The organism is Streptomyces alfalfae (assembly GCF_004127445.1).
In the GTDB taxonomy this organism is placed as follows: domain Bacteria; phylum Actinomycetota; class Actinomycetes; order Streptomycetales; family Streptomycetaceae; genus Streptomyces; species Streptomyces alfalfae.
Genome location: NZ_QEXM01000057.1, coordinates 249,788 through 270,192, shown reverse-complemented (window position 1 = coordinate 270,192; position 20,405 = coordinate 249,788). Strand labels below are relative to the sequence as shown.

General features: G+C 75.6%; 2 protein-coding genes. Both read right to left on the bottom strand.

Translation table 11 applies throughout. The annotated features are described in order from the left end of the window. Positions 1-55: 55 nt before the first annotated feature. Complete coding sequence (locus DCW30_RS35765; RefSeq protein WP_062770062.1) at positions 56-259, bottom strand: MbtH family protein; 204 nt, start codon at positions 257-259, stop codon at positions 56-58. Between the two features lie 140 nt (positions 260-399). Next, positions 400-20,397, bottom strand: a complete 19,998-nt coding sequence (locus DCW30_RS35760; RefSeq protein ID WP_119271306.1) for a non-ribosomal peptide synthase/polyketide synthase — start codon at positions 20,395-20,397, stop codon at positions 400-402. Positions 20,398-20,405 lie beyond the last annotated feature (8 nt).

Genomic DNA, 20,405 nt, shown 5'->3' with positions numbered 1-20,405 from the left:
GCGCCGGGCCGTCGCGGATGCGGTCGGCCCGGCGTGCCGGTGCGGGCGGGTCCTGTCAGGCCCCGGCGCTCTCCATGCGCTCGCGCAGGCTCTTGGGCCGCATGTCGGTCCAGACCTCGTCGACGTAGGCGGAGCACTCGGCCTCGGTGCCCTCCTTGCCGACGGGCTGCCAGCCCGCGGGCACCTCGGTCTCGGTGGGCCAGAGCGAGTACTGCTCCTCGTCGTTGCGCAGCACCTGGAAGCGGGTGTTCTCGTCCATGTCGCCTTCTTTCGTCATCCGGTTCGGTTCGGTTCGGGGAGAGGTGGGTCGGGGGGGCGAGGGTGCGGTCGGGGCCCGGGGGGTGTGCGGCCCGTGCCGGGAGGTTCGCCGGAAAGGCGCCGCGCGGGGCCGTGGTGTCGTCACCGGCCTCCCCGGGCGTCCCGGGCGAGGAGGCGCAGGGCCTCGGCGAAGTCCTCCGCCGCCCGGCGTACGGCCGCCGTGTCGTGCAGGCCCGGCCGGTGGTGCCAGGTAAAGGCGAGGCGTCCGTGCTGCACCGCGCCCACCACCTCCACCGGATGGGAACCGGGGTCCCGCAGATCGTGGTCCTGGCCGAAGGAACCGTGTTCGGCGCGGACCAGGCCGCCGTCCGCCGTCTCGGGGCGCGCGTCCCACTGGCCGAGGTAGTTGAACACGACCTGGCTGTGGGCCTGGGCGCCGAGGCGTTCGCGGACCTCGGGCGGGCCGAAGGTGCGCAGGGCGCCGTAGCCGATGCCGTTGCCGGGCACGGCGCGCATCTGGCGGCGGACCGACTTCACCAGGGACCTCCAGTCGCGGTCCGGGCCGAGGCCGCCGGGGTCCGGAACGTGCAGGGCCACCGGATGGACGGTGGTGAACCAGCCGACGGTGCGCGAGAGGTCGACGCCGTCGAGCAGGTCTTCGCGGCCGTGGCCCTCCAGGTCCAGGCGGACGCGGTCGTGGCCGGTCCAGCGGGCCAGTGCCAGGGCGAGCGCGGTGAGCAGCACGTCGTTGACGCGGGTGCGGTAGGCGGTGGGCGCGGAGCGCAGCAGGGCCGTGGTGTCCTCCTCGTCGAGTTCCACGCTCACCGTGGCGGCCGGTCCGTCGCCGGTCGCCGCTGCCGGGTCCGCCGGGGTGGGCTCGGCTCCCACCGTCTGCTCCCAGTGCGGCAGTTCGTGGTCGAGGCCGCCCTCGGCGACGTGCGCGGCCAGCCGCCGGGACCAGTCGCGGAAGCTGGTGCCGCGCTCGCCCAGCGCGACCGGTTCACCCTGGAGGGCCTGGCGGTAGGCGGTCTCCAGGTCATCGCGCAGGACGCGCCAGGAGACGGCGTCCACCACCAGATGGTGGGCGATGAGGAGGAGGTATGCGGGCCGGTCGGGGTCGCCGGTGAACAGGGCCGCCCGCAGGTGCGGGCCGCGGGCCAGATCGAAGCTCACGTGGAGTGCGTCGGCGGCCTTCGCCATCGCCGCGTCGGCGTCCTCGGGGGACAGACCGCTCAGGTCGTGTCGTACGAGGATGTCGGGGGCGTCGTCGCCGTCGGCGGGCGGCGGGTTGTACTGCTGCCAGCCGTGTTCGTCGCGGGTGAAGCGCATGCGCAGCGCGTCGTGGTGCTCGATCAGAGCGTCGAGCGCGGTGTGCAGCGCCCGTGGGTCGGGGCGGCCGTCGAGTTCGAACAGGGCCGACTGGTTGAAGTGGTGGTGGGCCGCGCGGGGCGTGGTCAGGAACCACTCCTGGATCGGGGTGAGCGGTACCTCGCCGGTCACCGGACCCTCGGCGGAGCGCCGGGGCGCGGTACGGACCACGGTGGCGAGTTCGGCGACGGTCTGGTGCGTGAACAGGTCCCGGGTGGCCACGTGCAGCCCGTCGCGGCGCATCCGGGAGACGACCTGCATGCTCAGGATGGAGTCGCCGCCCAGGGCGAAGAAGTTGCCCTCCGCGCCGACCTCCGCGAGGCCCAGCACGTCGGCCCAGATGCGGGCGATGCGGCGTTCCGTGTCGGTGCGCGGCGCGGTCTGCGGGCCGTCCATGGCCCGGGCCGGGCCGGGTGCGGGCAGCGCACGCCGGTCGATCTTGCCGTTCGGGGAGAGCGGCAACCGGTCGAGGGGCACGAAGACCGAGGGCACCATGTGCGGCGGCAGCGTCTCGGCGAGGTGCAGGCGCAGTTCCCCGGTGGACAGCGCGGTCGCGGAGGAGTCGGTGCCCGGGGAGCCTGTCCCGGACGGTTCGGGGCGGGTGTGCGTGGCGGCGGGCGGCTCCGGTACGACGTAGGCGACGAGCCGGGACGGGGTGCCGGGCCCGTCTCCTGCCCGGACGGCCACGGCCGCGTCCCGCACCAGCGGGCTGCGTCGCAGCGCGCTCTCGATCTCCCCCGGTTCGATCCGGAAGCCGCGCAGTTTGACCTGGTCGTCGGCGCGGCCCGCGTACCGCAGTTGTCCGTCGGCGCTCCAGCGGACCAGGTCCCCGGTGCGGTACATCCGCTCCCCGGGTGCGCCGAACGGGTCGGGCAGGAAGCGCTGGGCGGTGAGGCCCGGCCGGCCCAGGTAGCCGCGGGCCAGGCCGGGCCCCGCGATGTGCAGCTCGCCGGTCACGCCGGGCGGCACGGGGCGCAGGGCGGTGTCGAGCACGTACACGCGGGTGCCGCCGGACGGGCGGCCGATGGGCGGGGCTCCGGCGCCCGGGGTCAGCGGTCCTGTCCAGGTGGCGACGACGGTGGCCTCGGTGGGGCCGTAGGAGTTGACCATCCTGCGTCCCGGGGCCCAGGTGTCGACGAGGTCGGCCGGGCATGCCTCGGCGCCGACGATGAGGGTGCGCAGGTGGGGCAGGTCGGCGGCGGTCCGCGCCGGCAGGGTGGCCAGCGCGGCCGGCGGGATCAGCGTGTGGCTGACGCGGCGTTCGGCGAGTACCTCCGCCAGCCGCTCCCCCACCAGCGGCCCTTCCTCGCCCGTCACCAGCGTGGCTCCGCTGAGCAGGGAGACGCACAGCTCCAGGATGGAGGCGTCGAAGCTCGGGGAGGCGAACTGCAGGACCCGGTCGCCGGGGCCCGCCGCGTACTGCTCGGCGGCCGCCGCCGCGAAGGAGGCCAGGCCCCGGTGGGTGACGACGACGCCCTTGGGCGTGCCGGTGGAGCCGGAGGTGTAGATGACGTAGGCGGGGTGGGCGGGGGTGAGCGTGCTGGTGCGGTCGGCGTCCGTGGGCGCGGTCGTCGGCCCTTCGGCGGCCCATACCTGGGCCGGGTCGTCGAGGATCAGCTCGGCGCCGGCGTCCGCGAGCATGAACTCCCTGCGCTGCGGAGGGTAGTCGGGGTCCACGGGCAGGAAGGCTCCGCCGGCCTTGGCGACGGCGAGCTGCGCCACCACGGCGGCCGCCGAGCGCGGCAGCGCCAGGGCGACCACGCGCTCGGGTCCGACGCCGTCGCGCAGGAGCCGGTGGGCCAGCCGGTTGGCGGCCCGGTCCGTCTCGGCGTAGGTCAGTTCCCGTTCCCCGTCGATCAGTGCCACGGCGTCCGGGGTGCGGGCCGCCTGCTGTTCGAACAGGGCGGGCAGGGTGGACTCGGGTATGGGGCGGAAGGCGCCCCGGCCCTGTTCGAGCAGGCTCGCCGTCTCGCCGGCCGTGGTCAGCGGCAGGGCGCCGAGGGGGCGGCGGGGGTCCTCCGCGATGGCGTGCAGCCAGGCGCCGAGCTGTCCCGCCATCCGCTCGGCCGTGGCCGCCTCGAACAGGTCGGTGTTGTAGGTGAGCAGGGCGTGCAGCTCGCCGGAGCCGGTCTCGGCGAACTCCAGGGTGAGGTCGAACGCGGCCTGCTCCGATTCCGGTTCGACGTCGGTGACGTCCAGGCCGGGCAGGTCGAGGTCGACGGTGGGGGTGTTCTGGAGGACGACCATGACCTGGAAGAGCGGGCTGCGGCTGGTGTCGCGGACGGGCTGCACCTCGTCCACGACCCGTTCGAACGGCACGTCCTGGTGGGCGAAGGCGTCCAGGACGGTCCTTCGCACGTCACCGAGGAACTCGGTGAAGGGTTGACCGGCCTCGGCACGGGAGCGCAGCACCAGGGTGTTGACGAAGAACCCGACGAGGGCCTGGGTCTCGGGCCGGTCGCGGCCGGCGTTGACCGTGCCGACGGCTATGTCCCCGCCACCGGAGAGCCGGGCGAGGTAGCTCTGGGCGGCGGCCACGAGGGCGGTGAACAAGGTGGTGCCGTGGTCCCGGGCGAGCCGGGTGAGCCGCCCGGCGGTCGTGGCGGGCACCACCAGGCGGGTCGTCGCGCCGGCGCTGGTGCGCACCGGGGGGCGGGGCCGGTCGGTGGGCAGCTCCAGCGGTGGCGTGTCGGCCAGGTGTTCCTTCCAGTAGGCGAGGTGCTCGTCGGCCTCGGTGTCGCCGGTGGTGCGCTGCCAGTGGGCGTAGTCGGCGTACTGCACCGGCAGCGGCGCCAGCTCGGCCTGCGGAACTCCGCGTTCGGCGCGGTAGAAGTGTGCGAGGTCGCCGAGCAGGACGGCGGTGGACCAGCCGTCGGTGACGATGTGGTGCAGGGCGAGGGTGAGGATGTGCTCGTCGTCGGCGAGCCGGAGCAGTCCGGCGCGCAGCAGCGGGCCCTCGCGCAGGTCGAAGGGGCGTAGGCGTTCCTCGGCGAGCAGGCGGCGCACGGCCGGTTCCCGCTCCCCCGCGCCGAGCCCGGACAGGTCGTGCACGGGCAGCGGCACGTCGCGGGGCGGGTGGACGCGCTGGATGCCGTGTCCGTCGACGCTGTCGAAGGTGGTGCGCAGCGACTCGTGCCGGGCCACCACGGCGCCGAGGGCGGCGCGCAGCGCGTCGGTGTCCAGGGTGCCGCACAGCCGCAGGGCGAGGGCGGTGACGTACTCGGCGCCGCCGGGCTCGAACTCGTGCAGGAAGTACAGGCGCTGCTGGGCATGGGACATCGGCGCGACCGCGTCGCGGGCGCGGGGGACGAGTGCCGGACGGCCGGAACCGCGCCGCTCGCCGATGAGGCGGGCCAGGGCGGCCGGTGTGGAGTGGGTGAACACGGCGCGCGGTGAGACGTCGGTGCCGAAGGCCTCGGCCAGGCGGGAGGCCAGCCGGATGCTGAGGATGGAGTCGCCGCCGAGCTGGAAGAAATCGTCCTCCACGCCGGGTGTTTCGCCGGCGAGGACCTCGGCGAAGACGTCGGCCGTGCGGCGCTCCGCCTCGGTGCGCGGCTCGGTCCGCCCGCGGCCCGGCGCGGCCTCCGGCACGGGCAGCGCGGCCCGGTCGACCTTGCCGTTGCGGCTGAGGGGCAGCGCGGCGAGCGGGACGACGGTCGTGGGCACCAGGTAGTCGGGCAGGGTGCGGGCGGCGAACGATCGCAGTGCCTCGCCGTTCCGGCCGGCCGGTCCGACGACGTAGGCGACGAGCCGTCTGGCGCCGGGGCGGTCCTCGCGGGCCAGGACCGCCACGTCGACGACGTCCGGGTGGGCGGCGATCGCGGCCTCGACTTCGCCGGGCTCCACCCTGAAGCCGCGGATCTTCACCTGGTCGTCGGCCCGGCCGAGGAACTCGACGGCGCCGTCCGGGCGCCGCCGCGCCAGGTCGCCCGTGCGGTACATGCGGGCCCCGGCAGGACCGAGCGGGTCGGCGGGGAAGCGGGCGGCGGTCTCGCCCGGGCGGCCCAGGTAGCCCCGGGCGACGCCCTCGCCGGCCAGATACAGCTCACCCGGGCAGCCCGGCGGGACGGGCCGCAGCCGGGTGTCGAGGATGAGCGCCCGCATGTCGTCCAGCGGCCGTCCGACGGGGATCGTGGCGGGCACCGCCGCCGGGTCGGTGAGGGCGAAGGAGGTCGCGAAGGTGGTGGTCTCGGTCGGGCCGTAGCCGTCCACGACGGTCAGGCCGGGGCAGGCGTCGAGGACCCGGCGCACGGCCTGTGCCGGGACGACGTCACCGCCGGTCCACACCTGCGTGAGGCCGCGGAAGCAGTCGGGCGCGTCCTGGGCCAGGAGCCGGAAGAGCCCGGCGGTCAGCCACATCGCGGTCAGTCCGCCGTCGGCGGCGAGCCGGCGCAGCGCGGCCCCGTCGAGGTCGCCGTCCGGGGCCACGACGACGCGGCCGCCGTTCAGGAGCGGGGCCCACACCTCGAAGGTGGCGGCGTCGAACGCGACCGGCGAGTGCAGCAGTACGCGGTCGCAGACCCCGCCGGTGAACCGGCTGTCGGTGGCCAGCGCCGCCACGTCCCGGTGCCGCACCGCGACCGCCTTGGGCAGTCCGGTGGATCCGGAGGTGAACATCACGTACGCCAGCTGGTCGGGATCGGCGGCGGGGCGTGCGGACGTCTCCGTGGTCCCGGTGCGGGCCGCTGTCACCTCCGTGGCGGTGAGCCGGAGGGTGGCGCCCGCCTGGGCGAGCAGGGTCCGGCGCCGTTCCTCGGGGGCGCGGGCGTCGACGGGGACGTAGGCGCCGCCGGCCATGAGGACCGCGAGCTGGGCGACGACCAGTTCGGCGGAACGGTCGAGCCGCAGCGCCACCCGGTCCTCGGAGGCCAGGCCGGCGGCCCGCAGCCGGTCCGCGAGTGCGCGGGCCCAGTCGTGCAGCTCCCGGTAGGTCAGCCGGTTCTCGCCGTCGTCGACGGCGATCGCGTCCGGGGTGCGCGTCGTCTGCTCGGTGAACAGGTCCACGGGGCTGCGCGGCGCGGCCGGGCGGGCGGTGGTGTTCCATGCGGCCAGGAGCGCGCGGTCGGCCGGGGCGAGCACGTCCAGCTCGGCGAGGTCGGTGTCGAACCCGTCGGCGAGGGCGGTGAGCAGCCCGGCGAGGCGGTGGGCGGCGCGCTCGGCGGTGGCGGCGTCGAACAGCTCGGGGTCGTAGGCCAGGTCGTAGCCGAGGTGTTCGGCGAGGTGGGCGCGGAGGCACCAGGGGAAGGTGGTGGCGTCGTCGGCGCGCACCTCCTCGACCCGCACTCCGGTGCGGGCCGTCGCCGACTCGTCCACGGGGTAGTTCTCGAAGACCACCATGCTGTCGAACAGCGCCTGTCCGGACGGCACCTCGCTGACGGCCTGGATGCGGGGCAGGGCGAGGAAGTCGAAGCGGCGGGCCTCGCTCTGGCGTTCCTGGAGCTCGCGCAGCCACGTCGAGACCGGCCCGGCAGCGGGTACGCGGGCCCGGGTCGGCACCGTGTTGATGAACATGCCGATCATGCCTTCGACGCCGGGCAGTTCGGCCGGGCGGCCGGAGACGGTGGTGCCGAAGACCACGTCGTCGCGTCCGCCGGAGCGGGCGAGGAGCAGCGCCCAGGCGCCCTCCACCACCGTGTTCACGGTCACTCCGGCGCGGGCGGCCGTCTCTCGCAGCCGCCGGGAGACGTCGGCGTCCAGCTCGTGGTGGACGGCCTGCGTGGACCGGGCGCGGTGGGCCTCGGCCGGGTTGCTGTCGTACGGCAGCGGGGTGCGGGCGGTGAACCCGGCGAGGGCATCGGCCCAGAACCCTTCCGCCGCCGTCTCGTCCTGCTCCCGCAGCCAGTGCAGGAAGTCGGCGAAGGGCCGCCGCACCGGCGGCGCCTGGTCGGGGCCGCCGGTGAGCGCGGCGTAGCGTTCGCACACCTCGGTGAGGAGCTGCCCGGTGCTCCAGCCGTCGAGGACGATGTGGTGGGTGGACCACACCAGGAGCACTTCGTCGCCGGGCAGGGCGGCCAGGGTCAGCCGGGTGAGCGGAGCCTTGGCCAGGTCCAGGCCCGCGGCGCGGTCCTCGGCGAGCAGCCGCTCGGTGGCCGCGGCGCGCTCGGCGGGCGCGAGCGCACGCCAGTCGAGGTGGCGCACGGGCAGTTCCGCGCGGCGGTGGACGACCTGGACCGGGTGGGGCAGGCCCTGCCAGTGGACGCTGGTGCGCAGCGCCGGGGTGCGGTCGGCGACCTGCTGCCAGGCGGCGGCGAAGACCTGCGGGTCGGCCACGCCGGACAGCCGTACGGCCGTGCGGTCGAAGTAGGCGTGCTCGGTGTCCACGAGGCCGTGGAAGAGCATGCCGGACTGGAGCGGGGTGAGCGGCAGGACGTCCTCGGCGTCCCTGCCGGTGCCCAGGAGCCGGTCGAGCTGCTCCTGGCCGAGACCGGCGAGGGGGAAGTCGGAGGGGGTGCGGCCGCCGGCATCGGGGTGTGCGCAGTGCGCCACGATCTCCCGCAGGGCCGTGAGGGTGTCCTGGGCGAGCCGGTCGACGGTTGCCTGGTCGTAGACGGCGGCCGGGTAGGTGAAGCCGAGTTCGAGGCGGCCCCGCTGGACCACGCCGGTGATGTCCAGGAGGTAGGGGCGGGGTTCGTCCGGGTCGGTGTCGAGGCCGGCCGGGGGCAGGGCGCGGCGGAACAGGCCATCGGTGGTGTCGGTGTCCCACTGGCCGTGGTAGTTGAAGCCGACCTGCGGGGCGGGGCCGGAGGCGAGCGGGCTGCCGGGCACGAGATGGCGCAGGGCGCCGTGGCTCAGGCCGTGCAGCGGCACGGCGCGCAGTTGTTCCTTGACCGCGCGCAGGGTGTCGTGCCAGCCGGCGTCCGGGGCGACGCGCAGGGCGAGTGGGAACTCGGCGGTGAACCAGCCGACGGTCCGCGACAGGTCCACGTCGGCGAACAGCTCCTCCCGGCCGTGGCCCTCGACGCCGAGCAGGACGCTGTCACGTCCGCACCAGCGGGCAAGGGTGCGGCCGAGGGCGCTGAGCAGGACGTCGTTGACCTGCGTGCGGTAGGCCCGCGGGACCTCGCGCAGCAGGGCCCCGGTGGTCTCCGCGTCCAGGGTGACGGTGCGGGTGGCGGCGGTGGCGTGGGTGTTCGGACCGGGCCGGCCCGCGGGCAGCGCGGCCGGCGCCGTGGCGGTGTCCGTCCAGTACGGCAGGTCGGTGTCGAGCGCGCCGGAGCGGGCGTGCCGCTCCAGGCGGGCCGCCCAGCGGCCGTAGGAGGTGCCCGTGGGGGGCAGTTCCACGGGGCGGCCGAGCGCCGCCGCCCGTTGCGCGGTCTCCAGGTCCGCGAGCAGGATGCGCCAGGAGACACCGTCGATGACCAAGTGGTGGGCGGTGACGACCAGTTGTCCCGGCCGGCCGGGGCCGCGGTCGAAGAACAGCACGCGCGTCACCCGCCCGGCGGTGGGGTCGAGGGCGGCCTGCGCCTCGCCCGTCAGCCGCTGGACCTCGTCCTCCAGTGCCGTGTCGTCGAGGCCGGACACGTCATGCCGGGTGAAGACGCCGTCCGGCGCCTCGGGCAGGACGTCCTGGCGCCAGCCATCGGCGGTACGGCGGAATCGGGTGCGCAGGGCGGCATGGTGGCCCACGAGGGCGTCGACGGCGGTCCGCAGCGTCGCGGCGGCGGTGTCCGGGGCGAGTTCGAGGCGCTGGGTCATGGTGAACCGCAGCCGCTGTCCGGGGGCGCGGCCCTCCAGGTACCAGTGCTGGATCGGGGTGAGCGGCGCCTCGGCCGGTTCCTCCTCGGTGTCCGGCGGCGGGGCCGACTCCTGTACCCGCAGGGCGAGTTCGGCGACCGTCTGGTGGCGGAAGACGTCCTTGGTGGCCAGGACGAGGCCGGCCTGGCGGGCACGGGAGACGATCTGGATGCTCAGGATGGAATCGCCGCCGAGCGCGAAGAAGTTGTCACGGGCGCCGACGCGTGCGACACCCAGCACCTGCGCCCATATCCCGGCCAGGATCTCCTCGGTGCCGGCCCGGGGGGCGACGTGGGGTGTGCCGCTCTCGGGCTGTGCGGGCGGGGCGGGCAGGGCGCGGCGGTCCGTCTTGCCGCTGGTGGTGCGCGGGACGCGGGCCAGCGGGACGAACGCCGCGGGCACCATGTGGTCGGGCAGCGTGCGGCGCAGCGCCAGGCGCAGCGCGTCCGGGGACGGGACGCGGCCGGTGGCGGGCACGACATAGCCGACGAGCATGGGGCGCCCGGCGTTCTCGCGGACGGCGACCGCGGCGTCGGCGATGTCGGGGTGGGTGAGGAGAGCGGCCTCGATCTCGCCGGGCTCGATGCGGAACCCGCGGATCTTGACCTGTTCGTCGGTGCGGCCCAGGAACTCCAGGCGTCCGTCCCGGTCCCAGCGGACCCGGTCCCCGGTGCGGTACATCCGCTCGCCGGGCGCCCCGAACGGGTCTGCCGTGAAGCGGGCCGCGGTCAGGCCGGGCCGGTTCAGGTAGCCGCGGGCCACCTGCGCCCCGGCCAGGTACAGCTCACCGGGCGTGCCCGGAGGCACCGGGCGCAGGGCGGCGTCCAGGACGTGGGCGCGCAGGTTGGCGCCGGGGCGGCCGATGAGCGGGCGGTGCGGCTGGCCGGCGCAGCGGCCGTAGACGGCGTCGACGGTGGTCTCGGTCGGCCCGTACATGTTGTACACCGCCACGCCCAGGTCCTGTTCGGCGCGGACGAGGTCGCGCCAGTCGGCCGGGGTGAGGGCCTCGCCGCCGACGAGCAGCAGGCGCGGGCGGTGGCGGTCGGCGGCCAGGAGATCGGCGGCGGTGAGTTCGCGCAGGTAGGTCGGGGTGACGTTGACCCAGTCGAGCCGGTGTTCGACAACGTGGGCGCAGAAGGCTCGCGGGTCCAGGCGTACGTCCTCGTCGATCAGGTGGACCTCGTGGCCCAGGGCGAGGAGGAGGGGGCCTTCCCAGGAGGTGTCGAAGGAGAAGGAGGCGCTGAGCGCGGCGCGCAGCCGCTGTCCGCCGGCGGTGTGCGGGGCGAGCAGGCCGGCGCGGTGATCGTGGCAGAGGTTGACCAGGTTGCGGTGCTCGACGACGACGCCCTTGGGGCGGCCGGTGGAGCCGGAGGTGTAGATGATGTAGGCGGGGTGCCGCGGCAGCAGGGGCCGGACACGGTCGGCGTCGGTCGGGTCGTGGGCGGGCAGCCCGTCCCAGGGCACCGCGTCGAGGCCGGTCAGCACGGTGTGCGGGCGGGCGTCGCCGAGGAGGACGTCCTGCCGTTCGGCGGGGAGTTCGGGGTCCAGGAAGAGCAGGGTGGCGCCTGCCTTGAGGACGGCGAGCACGGCTGCCATCAGGTCGGAGGTGCGGGGCAGCCGGACGGCGACCACGTCCTCGGGTCCCGCGCCCCGGGCGATGAGGTGGTGGGCGAGCCGGTTGGCGCGCTGGTTCAGCGCGGCGAAGTCGAGGGTGGTGTCGCGGGCGGCCAGCGCGGTGTGCGCGGGGGTGCGGGCGGCCTGGGCCTCGAACAGGGCGGGGAAGGTGGTGTCGGGCTCCGGCAGCCGGACGCCCTCTCCGTGGCGCAGCACCTGCTGCCGCTCGTCGTCGGTCATCAGCGGCAGCGTGTCCACGCTCTGCCCGGGGTCGGCGGCGACGGCCTCCAGGAGGACGCGCAGCCGGGCGGCGAGGCGTTCGGCGGTGCCGGTGTCGAACAGGCCGGTGTTGTACTCCAGGTGGCCGGTGAGTCCTCCGTCGCCCTCCACGAAGTCGAAGGCGAGGTCGTAGGTGGCGGTCCGCACCGGCGGGGTCACCGGCTCCGCCGTCAGGCCGGGCAGCCGGAGCGGCTCGGCGCCGAGGTTGTGCAGGGCGACCATGACCTGGAACAGCGGGGTGCGGCTGGTGTCCCGCTCGGGCTGGAGGGCGTCCACCACGCGTTCGAAGGGCACCTCCTGGTGGGCGAACGCCGCCAGGACGGTGTCGCGCACCTCGGCGAGCAGGTTCAGGAAGGGAACGCCGGGACGCACCCTGGCGCGCAGCACGAGCGTGTTGACGAACATACCGACGACGTCGTGCAGTTCGGCCCGGTCACGGCCCGCGGTGACGGTGCCGACGGTGACGTCCTCCTGGCCCGCCCAGCGGGCGAGGAGGGTCTGGCAGGCCGTCACCAGCGTCATGTAGAGGGTGGCGTCCGCCTCCCGTGCCCGTTCGCGCAGCCGCTCGGTGAGCGCGGCGGGCAGGGTGAAGGTCACCAGGGCGCCGTCGCGGGTGCGGACGGCCGGGCGGGGCCGGTCGGTGGGCAGCTCCAGCGGGCTCACGCCGTCCAGGGCCCGGCGCCAGTGGGCGAGTTCGGTCTCCGCGCGGTCGGCGCGCGAGCGCTGCCAGGCGGCGTAGTCGCTGTAGCGGACGGGCAGGTCGGGCAGGTCCGGGCGGCGGTCCTCCAGGGCGGCCGCGTACAGCTCGCCCAGGTCCCGGGCCAGTACGCCGACGGACCAGCCGTCGGTGACGATGTGGTGCACGGCCAGGACGAGGACGTGCTCGTCGGGGGCCGACCGGGCGAGCCGGGCCCGCAGCAGGGGGCCGGTGGCCAGGTCGAAGGGTGTGGCGGCGGCCAGGTCCACCAGGGCGTCCAGGGCGGTGGCGTCCGCGAGGTCCGTCACCGGCAGGTCGACGGGGCGTGGCGGGTGGACGATCTGCCGGGCCTGTCCCTCGTGCTCGGTGAACGTGGTGCGCAGCGCCTCGTGCCGGGCGACCACGCCGTCCAGGGCGGCGCGCAGGGCGTCCTGGTCCAGCGGGCCGCGCAGCCGCAGCACGGACAGGGTGGTGAACTCCGTGCCGCCCGGCTCGAACTGGTCGAGGAACCACAGGCGCTGCTGGGCGTACGACAGGGGCGCCGGGGCGCCGGGGGCGGTGGCCGGGATGGCGTCGGCGGTGTCTGCGCCACCTGGTTCGCCCAGGGCGGCCGCGAGGTCGCGGAGCACGGGGTGGGTGAACAGCAGCCGGGGCGACACCTCCGCGCCGAAGGCGGCGCGCAGCCGGGAGGTGACGCGGACGGCGAGGATGGAGTCACCGCCGAGGGCGAAGAAGTCGTCGTCGGCTCCGACTTCGCCGGTGTCGAGCACGTCGGTCCAGGCGCTGGCGACGAGCCGTTCGGCCGGGGTGCGCGGCGGGGTCCGCGTGCCGTCGGCGGCGAAGCCGTCGGGTCCCGGCGCGGGCAGGGCGCGCCGGTCGAGCTTGCCGTTGGCGGTGAGCGGCAGCGCGTCCAGCGGCACATAGGCGGCGGGCACCATGTGCGCGGGTAGCAGCCCTTCGAGGTGCGCGCGGAGTTCGGCGGCGGACGGCGGCGCGGCGCACTCCCCGCCCTCCCCGGCGCCCGTGCCGGTGCCGACGACGTGGGCGACGAGGCGTCGCGTCCCGGCGGTGTCCTCGTACACGCCGACGGCGGCCGCGCCGACGCCGGGGTGACCGTGCAGGGCGGCCTCGATCTCGCCCGGCTCGATGCGGTAGCCGCGGATCTTGACCTGCTGGTCGGCGCGGCCCAGGTACTCCAGGGTGCCGTCGGCCCGCCAGCGGGCCCGGTCCCCGGTGCGGTACATGCGGGTGCCCGGCCGGCCGAAGGGGTCGGCGAGGAAGCGGGCCGCTGTCAGCCCCGGCCGGTTCAGGTAGCCGCGCGCCAGGCCCTCCCCGGCCACGAACAGTTCGCCCACCGCGCCCGGCGGCACCGGTTGGAGCGTGCCGTCGAGGACGTAGAGCCGCAGGTCGGGGATGCCGGTCCCGATGGGGCTCGCGGCGCCGGGGCGGGCTGCCGCGCGGTCGAGGGGGGCGTGGGTGACGTGCACGGTGGTCTCGGTGATGCCGTACATGTTGACCAGGCGGGGCGCGGTGTCCGGGTGACGGGCGTACCAGTCGGCGAGCCTGCCGACGTCCAGTGCCTCGCCGCCGAAGATCACCGTGCGCAGTGCGAGGCGGTCGCCGGCGTCGGGGAGTTCGGCGTCGGCCCGGATGAGCGGGTAGAACGCGGACGGCGTCTGGTTGAGGACGGTGACCCGCTCGTCGGCGAGCAGGCGCAGGAAGTCCTCCGGGGAGCGCGCGGTGTCCTCGGGGACGACCACGAGCCGCCCGCCGTGCAGCAGCGGTCCCCACAGCTCCCACACCGAGAAGTCGAAGGCGTAGGAGTGGAACAGCGTCCACACGTCGTCGGTCCCGAAGTCGAACCAGTGCCGGGTGCGGGTGAACAGGCGGACCACGTTGGCGTGCGGGACGACCACGCCCTTGGGGCGGCCGGTGGAGCCGGAGGTGTAGATGGCGTAGGCGGGGCTCTCGGGCAGCGCGCGCCTGGCCGGCCCCGCGGCCGGGCGGCGGGCCAGGTCGGCACGCACCTGCGGGTCGTCGAGCAGCAGACGCGGTACGTCCGTGCCGGTCTCGTCCTGTCGGGTGGTGACCAGCGCCACGGGGCCGGCGTCGGCGAGCATGTGCCGCACGCGCTCCGCGGGCAGCCGGGGGTCGACGGGCAGGTACGCGGCGCCGGTCTTGAGCACGGCGAGGACGGCCACGACGAGGTCGGCGGAGCGGGGCAGCGTGAGGGCCACGAACGTCTCGGGCCCGGCGCCGAGTTCGGCGAGCCGGTGGGCGAGACGGCTCGCCCGGGTGTCCAGGGTGGCGTAGTCGAGCCGTTCGTCACCGCAGGTGAGCGCCTCGGCGTCGGGGGTGCGGGCGGCCTGGGCGGCGAACAGCGCGTCCAGCGTGTCGGCGGGGCGGCCCGACGCGGCGCCGTTCCAGTCGGTGAGCATCCGCCGCCGCTCCTCGGCGGTGGTCCAGGCGAGGGCGCGCACGGGCCGGTCGGGGTCGTCGGCCAGTTCCGTGAGCAGCAGGCAGAACCGGTCGGCGAGGCCGCGTACAGTCGTGGCGTCGAACAGCTCCGGGTCGTAGGCGAGGTCGAAGCCGAACCGCTCCCCCTGGTAGGCCCGGAGGACCAGCGGGAAGTTGGTGGCGTCCCGGGAGGAGACGTCGGTGAGGCGGATTCCGGTCGTGGCCGAACGCGCCTCGTCGAAGGGGTAGTTCTCGAAGGCCACCATGCTGTCGAAGAGGGGGCTGCCGGCCGGCACGCCGCTCAGCGAGGTCAGCTCGGCGAGGGACACCGCCGAGAACCGCCGTGCCTGCGCCTGTTCCTCCTGGAGTTCCCGGAGCCAGTCGGTGGAGGTGCGGTCGCCGTCCACGCGGACGCGGGTGGGCAGCGTGTTGATGAACATGCCCACCATCGCATCGGCGCCGGGCAGGTCGTCGGGCCGTCCCGAGACGGTGGTCCCGAACAGGACGTCCGATTCGGCGCTGTAGCGCGACAGGAGCAGCGCCCAGGCGCCCTGCACCACGGTGCCGAGGGTGAGTCCGGCCGTCCGCGCGGTGCGGGCGAGGCGGGCGGAGACCTCGTCGGACAGCGCGGCCGTGTGCACGTCGGCGGACCGGGTCTCGTGCCCGGGGCGCCGGGCGCGGTCGACGGGCAGCGGCGTGGGGGTGGTGAACCCGTCGAGGACGGCACGCCAGTGCGCGTGCGCCGCCCCGGTGTCCTGGCCGGCGAGCCAGCGCACGTAGTCGCCGAACGGGCGGCGCGCCGGCGGCCGCGGCTCGGCGCCGGTGGTGAGCGCCGCGTACTCGTCGGACACCTCGGTGAGCACCTGGGCGAGGCTCCAGCCGTCCAGGATCAGGTGGTGGGAGGTCCACAGCAGGTGCAGCCGGGCGTCGGGGAGCCGGACGAGGGTGAGCCGCATCAGGGGTGCGGCGCCGAGGTCGAGGCCGCGGGCGAGGTCGTCGGCGCGGAGCCGCTCAAGGCGCTCGGCCCGCTCTGCCGCGTCCAGTTCACGCCAGTCCAGCTGGACGACGGGCACCTCGACGCGGCGGTGCACGACCTGGAGCGGCACCGGGACGCCCTCCCACACCACCGAGGTGCGCAGGGCGGGGGTGCGGTCGGTCACCCGCTGCCAGGCGAGGGCGAGCGCGTCCGGGTCGCTCACGCCCTCAAGGAGCAGCGCGGCCTGGTCCACGTACACGTCGTCGTCCCCGCCGACCAGCCGGTGGAAGAGCATGCCTTCCTGGAGCGGGGTGAGCGGCAGCAGGTCCTCGACGTCGCGGCCGTCGCCGGCGAGCCGGTCCACACCGGCCTGGTCCAGGCGGGCCAGGGGGAAGTCGGAGGGTGTGCGTCCGCCCGTGCCGGGGCGGGCGCAGTGCTCGGCGATCGCGGTGAGCGCCCGTGCCAGGCCCGATGCCAGCTCCTGGACGGTGTCCTCGCGGTGCACCTGGTCGCTGTAGTGCCAGGTGATCTCCAGTTCGCCGTCGGTCACCAGGGCGGACACGTCGAGGAGGTGGTCCAGCGGCGCGTCGGGGTCCATGTCCCTGCCGGGCACGTCGGCGACGGGCGCGAAGTCCCCTCCGGCGGACGCCTCCCACTGCCCGTGGTAGGTGAAGCACACGTCGGGCAGCGGCAGTTCCCCGAGGGCGCGGGCCTCGGGCCGGGGCGAGCCGAGGTGGCCGAGCGCCTGGTAGCCGAGGCCCCGGCGGGGTACGGCGCGCAGCTGCTCCTTGACGGACTTGAGGGTGGCGCCCCAGTCGTCGCCTCCGGCCGGGGTCAGGGTGACCGGGTACTGGGTGGTGAACCAGCCGACCGTGCGGGACAGGTCGGCGCCCTCGTCGAGTTCCTCCTCGCGGCCGTGGCCCTCCAGGGCCACGGTCACCCGGTCGGCGTCCGTCCAGTCGGCGAGCACCCGGCCGAGGGCGCTCAGCAGCACGTCGTTGACCTGGGTCCGGTACGCGCTCGGCACCCGCCGCAGCAGTGCCTCGGTGGTGTCCCGGTCCACGCGCGTGCGGACGGTGCGCACCGATCCGGCGAGCGGGGCGCCGGGCAGGTCGACGGGGAGCGGGGTGCGCGGCTGCGCCGCCTCCCGCGTCCAGTGGGCCAGGTCGTCGTCGAGGTCACCGGCCCGGACCCGTTCGGCGAGGGTCCGCGCCCAGTCGGCGAACGGGGTGTGCTCGGCCTCCGGCAGGGGGTCCTCGCCGGCCGCCGCCCGCCGGTAGGCGTGTGCGAGGTCGGCGAGGAGTACGCGCCAGGAGACGCTGTCGACGGCCAGGTGGTGGGCGGTGAGGAACAGCCGCGGCCGTTCCCCGCCGGGCAGCAGGGCCGCGCGCAGCAGGGCACCGGTCGCCGGGTCAAGGGCCGCGCGGGCCGCTTCCGCCGCCTCGGCGGGTGCCGTTGCGGAGTCGTGGCGGGTGAGCAGCCCGGTCGCCGGGCCGGTGCCGGGGTGCTGCCGCCAGGTGTCGTCGGTGCGGGTGAAGCGGGTGCGCAGAGCCGGGTGGCGGGCCACCACGGCGTGCAGGGCCCGGTCGAGGGCCTGTGCGTCGAGGTCGTACGGCAGGTCGAGCAGCATCGACATGGCGAAGTGCCGTAGCGGCCCGTGTGTGGCGAGGAACCACTCCTGGACGGGGGTGAGCGGGGCGGGCCCGTCCTCGTGCGGGCGGCGGGGCGCGGGTGCGGAGGCGGTGCGGCGGGACGCGGCGGCGGCCAGGTCGGCGACCGTCTGGTGGCGGAAGACGTCCTGCGAGTTGATGCGCAGGCCTGCGGCGCGGGCACGGGAGACGGCCTGCATGCTCAGGATCGAGTCGCCGCCCAGCTCGAAGAAGTTGTCGGTGACGCCCACCCGGGCCGTCCCGAGCACCTCGGCCCAGATACCGGCCAGAGCTTCTTCGCCGGGGGTGCGCGGTGCGACGAACTCCCGTTCCTCCGGGGTGCTTTCCGGCGCGGGCAGGGCGCGGCGGTCCAGTTTGCCGCTGGTGGTCAGCGGCAGCGCGTCGAGGCAGGTGAAGGAGGAAGGGACCAGTGCGTCGGGCAGCACCTCGCGCAGCGCCGTCCGCAGGTCGGCGGGGACGGGCCGGGGCGCGCCGGGCGCGGGGACGACGTAGGCGGCGAGACGGGCGTGGCCGTGCGGGTCGGGCAGGGCGACGACCGCGGCGGCGGAGACGGCGGGCAGCGCGAGGAGGGCGGCCTCGATCTCGCCGGGCTCGATGCGGTGGCCGCGCACCTTGACCTGGTCGTCGGCGCGTCCGAGGTAGTCCAGGCGGCCGTCGGCGGTCCAGCGGGCCAGGTCGCCGGTGCGGTACATCCGCTCCCCGGGCCCGCCGAACGGGTCGGGCAGGAAGCGGGCCGCGGTCAGCCCCGGCCGTCCCGTGTAGCCCCGGGCGAGCTGGCCGCCCGCGAGGTACAGCTCGCCGCCGACCCCGGGCGGCACCGGACGGAGCCGGCCGTCCAGCACATAGGCCCGCACCCCGGGCAGGGGGCGGCCCACCAGCGGGCGGTCCCCGCCGTCGATGCGGCAGGACAGCGCGTCGACCGTGCACTCGGTCGGGCCGTAGAAGTTGTGGGCGACCACGTCGGGGTGGGCGGCCAGTTCGCGCCAGAGCGCGGGGCCGACGGCCTCGCCGCCGAGCATGAGGACCCGCGGGTGGTGCCGGGGATCGGTGAGCAGTCCGGCGGGCAGCAGCTGCCGCAGGTAGGACGGGGTGACGTCGAGGAAGTCGACGCGGTGTTCGACGACGTACGCGACCAGTGCGGCCGGGTCCATGCGGGTGGTCTCGTCGACCAGGTGCAGCGGGTGGCCGTCGGCCATCAGGAGCACGCCTTCGAGGGAGGTGTCGAAGGAGAAGGACGCGGTGAGCGCGGTCCGCAGCGGGCCACCGCCCGCCTCGGCGACGAACCCGGCCCGGTGGGCGGCCAGCAGGTGCGCCGCCGCACGGTGGGTGACGGCGACGCCCTTGGGGCGGCCGGTGGAACCGGAGGTGTAGATGACGTACGCGGTGTGATCCGCCAGGAGGGGGGCGCGCCGTTCGGCGTCGGTGGGGTCGGTGTCCGGGCTGTCCTCGGGTACGGCGCGCAGGGCCGGTTCGTCGAGGACCAGGGCCGGGCGGGCGTCGTCGAGGAGGAACCGTATGCGGTCCTCCGGCAGGGCCGGGTCCAGCGGGAGGTAACCGGCGCCGGACTTCCAGACGGCGAGGATCGCGACGATCATGTCGGCGGTGCGCGGGAGCCGCAGGGCGACCAGCCGTTCGGGTCCCGCGCCGCGGGCGATGAGGTGGTGGGCGAGCCGGTTGGCGCGGGCGTTGAGCGTGGCGTGGTCGAGCCGTTCGCCGCCCGCGACGAGCGCGAGGGTGTCGGGGGCCGCGGCCGCCCGGCGTTCGTACAGCTCGGGGCAGGTGGTGTCCGTGGCGGGGAGCGGGGCGGGGTTCCAGTCGTGGACGAGGCGCCGGGTCTCCTCCTCGGAGAGCAGGGGCAGGCTGTCCAGCGCCCGGTCCGGCTCGGCGCAGGCGCCCTCGACGAGGCGTGTCAGTTGTCCGGCCATCCGCTCGGCCGTGGCCGCGTCGAACAGGTCGGTGCGGTATTCGAGCAGTCCGGTCAGGGCGTCGCCGTCCGGCACGAACTCGACGCTCAGGTCGAAGGTGGCCGCGTGCCGGGGCACGTTGACCGGGGTCGTGGCGAGGCCGCGCGGGGAGGTCGCGGCGGGCGGGTCGGGGTGCAGCAGGACCAGCACGTCGAACAGCGGGTTGCGGCCGGCTTCGCGGGGCGCGCCCACCGCCTCCACGATCCGTTCGAACGGGGTGTCGCCGTGGGCGAAGGCGTCGCCCACCGTCTCGGCCGCCTGTCCGAGCAGTTCGCGGAAGGACCCGGCCGCCTCCACGCGGGTGCGCAGGACCACGGTGTTCACGAAGAATCCGACGGCCCGTTCCAGGTCGGTGCGGGAGCGGCCGGGCGTGAGGGAGCCGACGGTGATGTCGTCCTGCCCGGACCAGCGGGCGAGGAGCGCCTGGGCGGCGGCGACGAGGGCGGTGTGCAGGGTGGTGTGCTGCTCTCTGGCCAGGTCGCGCAGGCGCGCGGTCAGCCGAGCCGGGAGGGTGAAGGAGCACACGGCGCCCTCGCCCGCCTCCTCGCCGCGCCGCGGCCGGTCCAGGGGCAGCTCGGGCGCCGCCGCCCCGGCCAGGCGCTGCTTCCAGTGGGCGAGTTCGCCTTCGAGGCGCGTGCCCGAGAGGCGGGCGCGCTGCCACACCGCGAAGTCCGGGTACTGCGTGGCGACGGGCGGCAGGGCGGGCGCCGCGCCGCGCGCGAGGGCGTCGTAGGCGGTGCACAGCTCGTCCAGGACGACGCCCATGGACCAGCCGTCGGTGACGATGTGATGGGCCGTGAGGAGCAGGACGTGGGAGGTGGCGGACTCACGCAGCAGCAGGGCGCGGAGGAGTGGGCCGTTGCGCAGGTCGAAGGGCCGGGAGTACTCCGCGAGGAGCTCCTTGTCGAGGTCGCCCGCGTCGCGGACCGGCAGCGGCACCGGGCCCGCGGGGTGGACGCGCTGCGCCGGACGGCCGTCGGTCTCCTCGAAGGTGGTGCGCAGCGCCTCGTGCCGGGCCACGACGGTCCTCAGCGCCTCGCCCAGCGCCTCCAGGTCCGGCGCGCCGGTGAGGCGGAGGGCGACCGCGCTGTTGTAGCGGGCGTCGCCGGGCCGCAGCCGGTCGAGGAACCACAGGCGCTGCTGCGCGAAGGACAGCGGCAGCGGGCGGTCCCGGTCGGCGCGCGGGATGCCCTGCCGGGCGGCCGTGGCGGTGCCGCCGGCCCGCCCCGCGAGCCGCCGCCGCAGCGCCTCCCGCATCTCCTCGGGCAGGGCTTCGGCACGGTCGCGGCGCGAAGGGCGGGCGGTCTGGGAGGGACGTGCGGAGCCGGTGGCGCCCGAGGAGGAGTCGGGAGAGGGGTTCGAAGGGGTCGAAGACGTCATGGTCGTCG

Excerpts from the sequence above, each read along its gene's own strand:
- DCW30_RS35765 (WP_062770062.1), bottom strand. The coding sequence starts at position 259 with ATGGACGAGAACACCCGCTTCCAGGTGCTGCGCAACGACGAGGAGCAG.
- DCW30_RS35760 (WP_119271306.1), bottom strand. The coding sequence starts at position 20,397 with ATGACGTCTTCGACCCCTTCGAACCCCTCTCCCGACTCCTCCTCGGGC.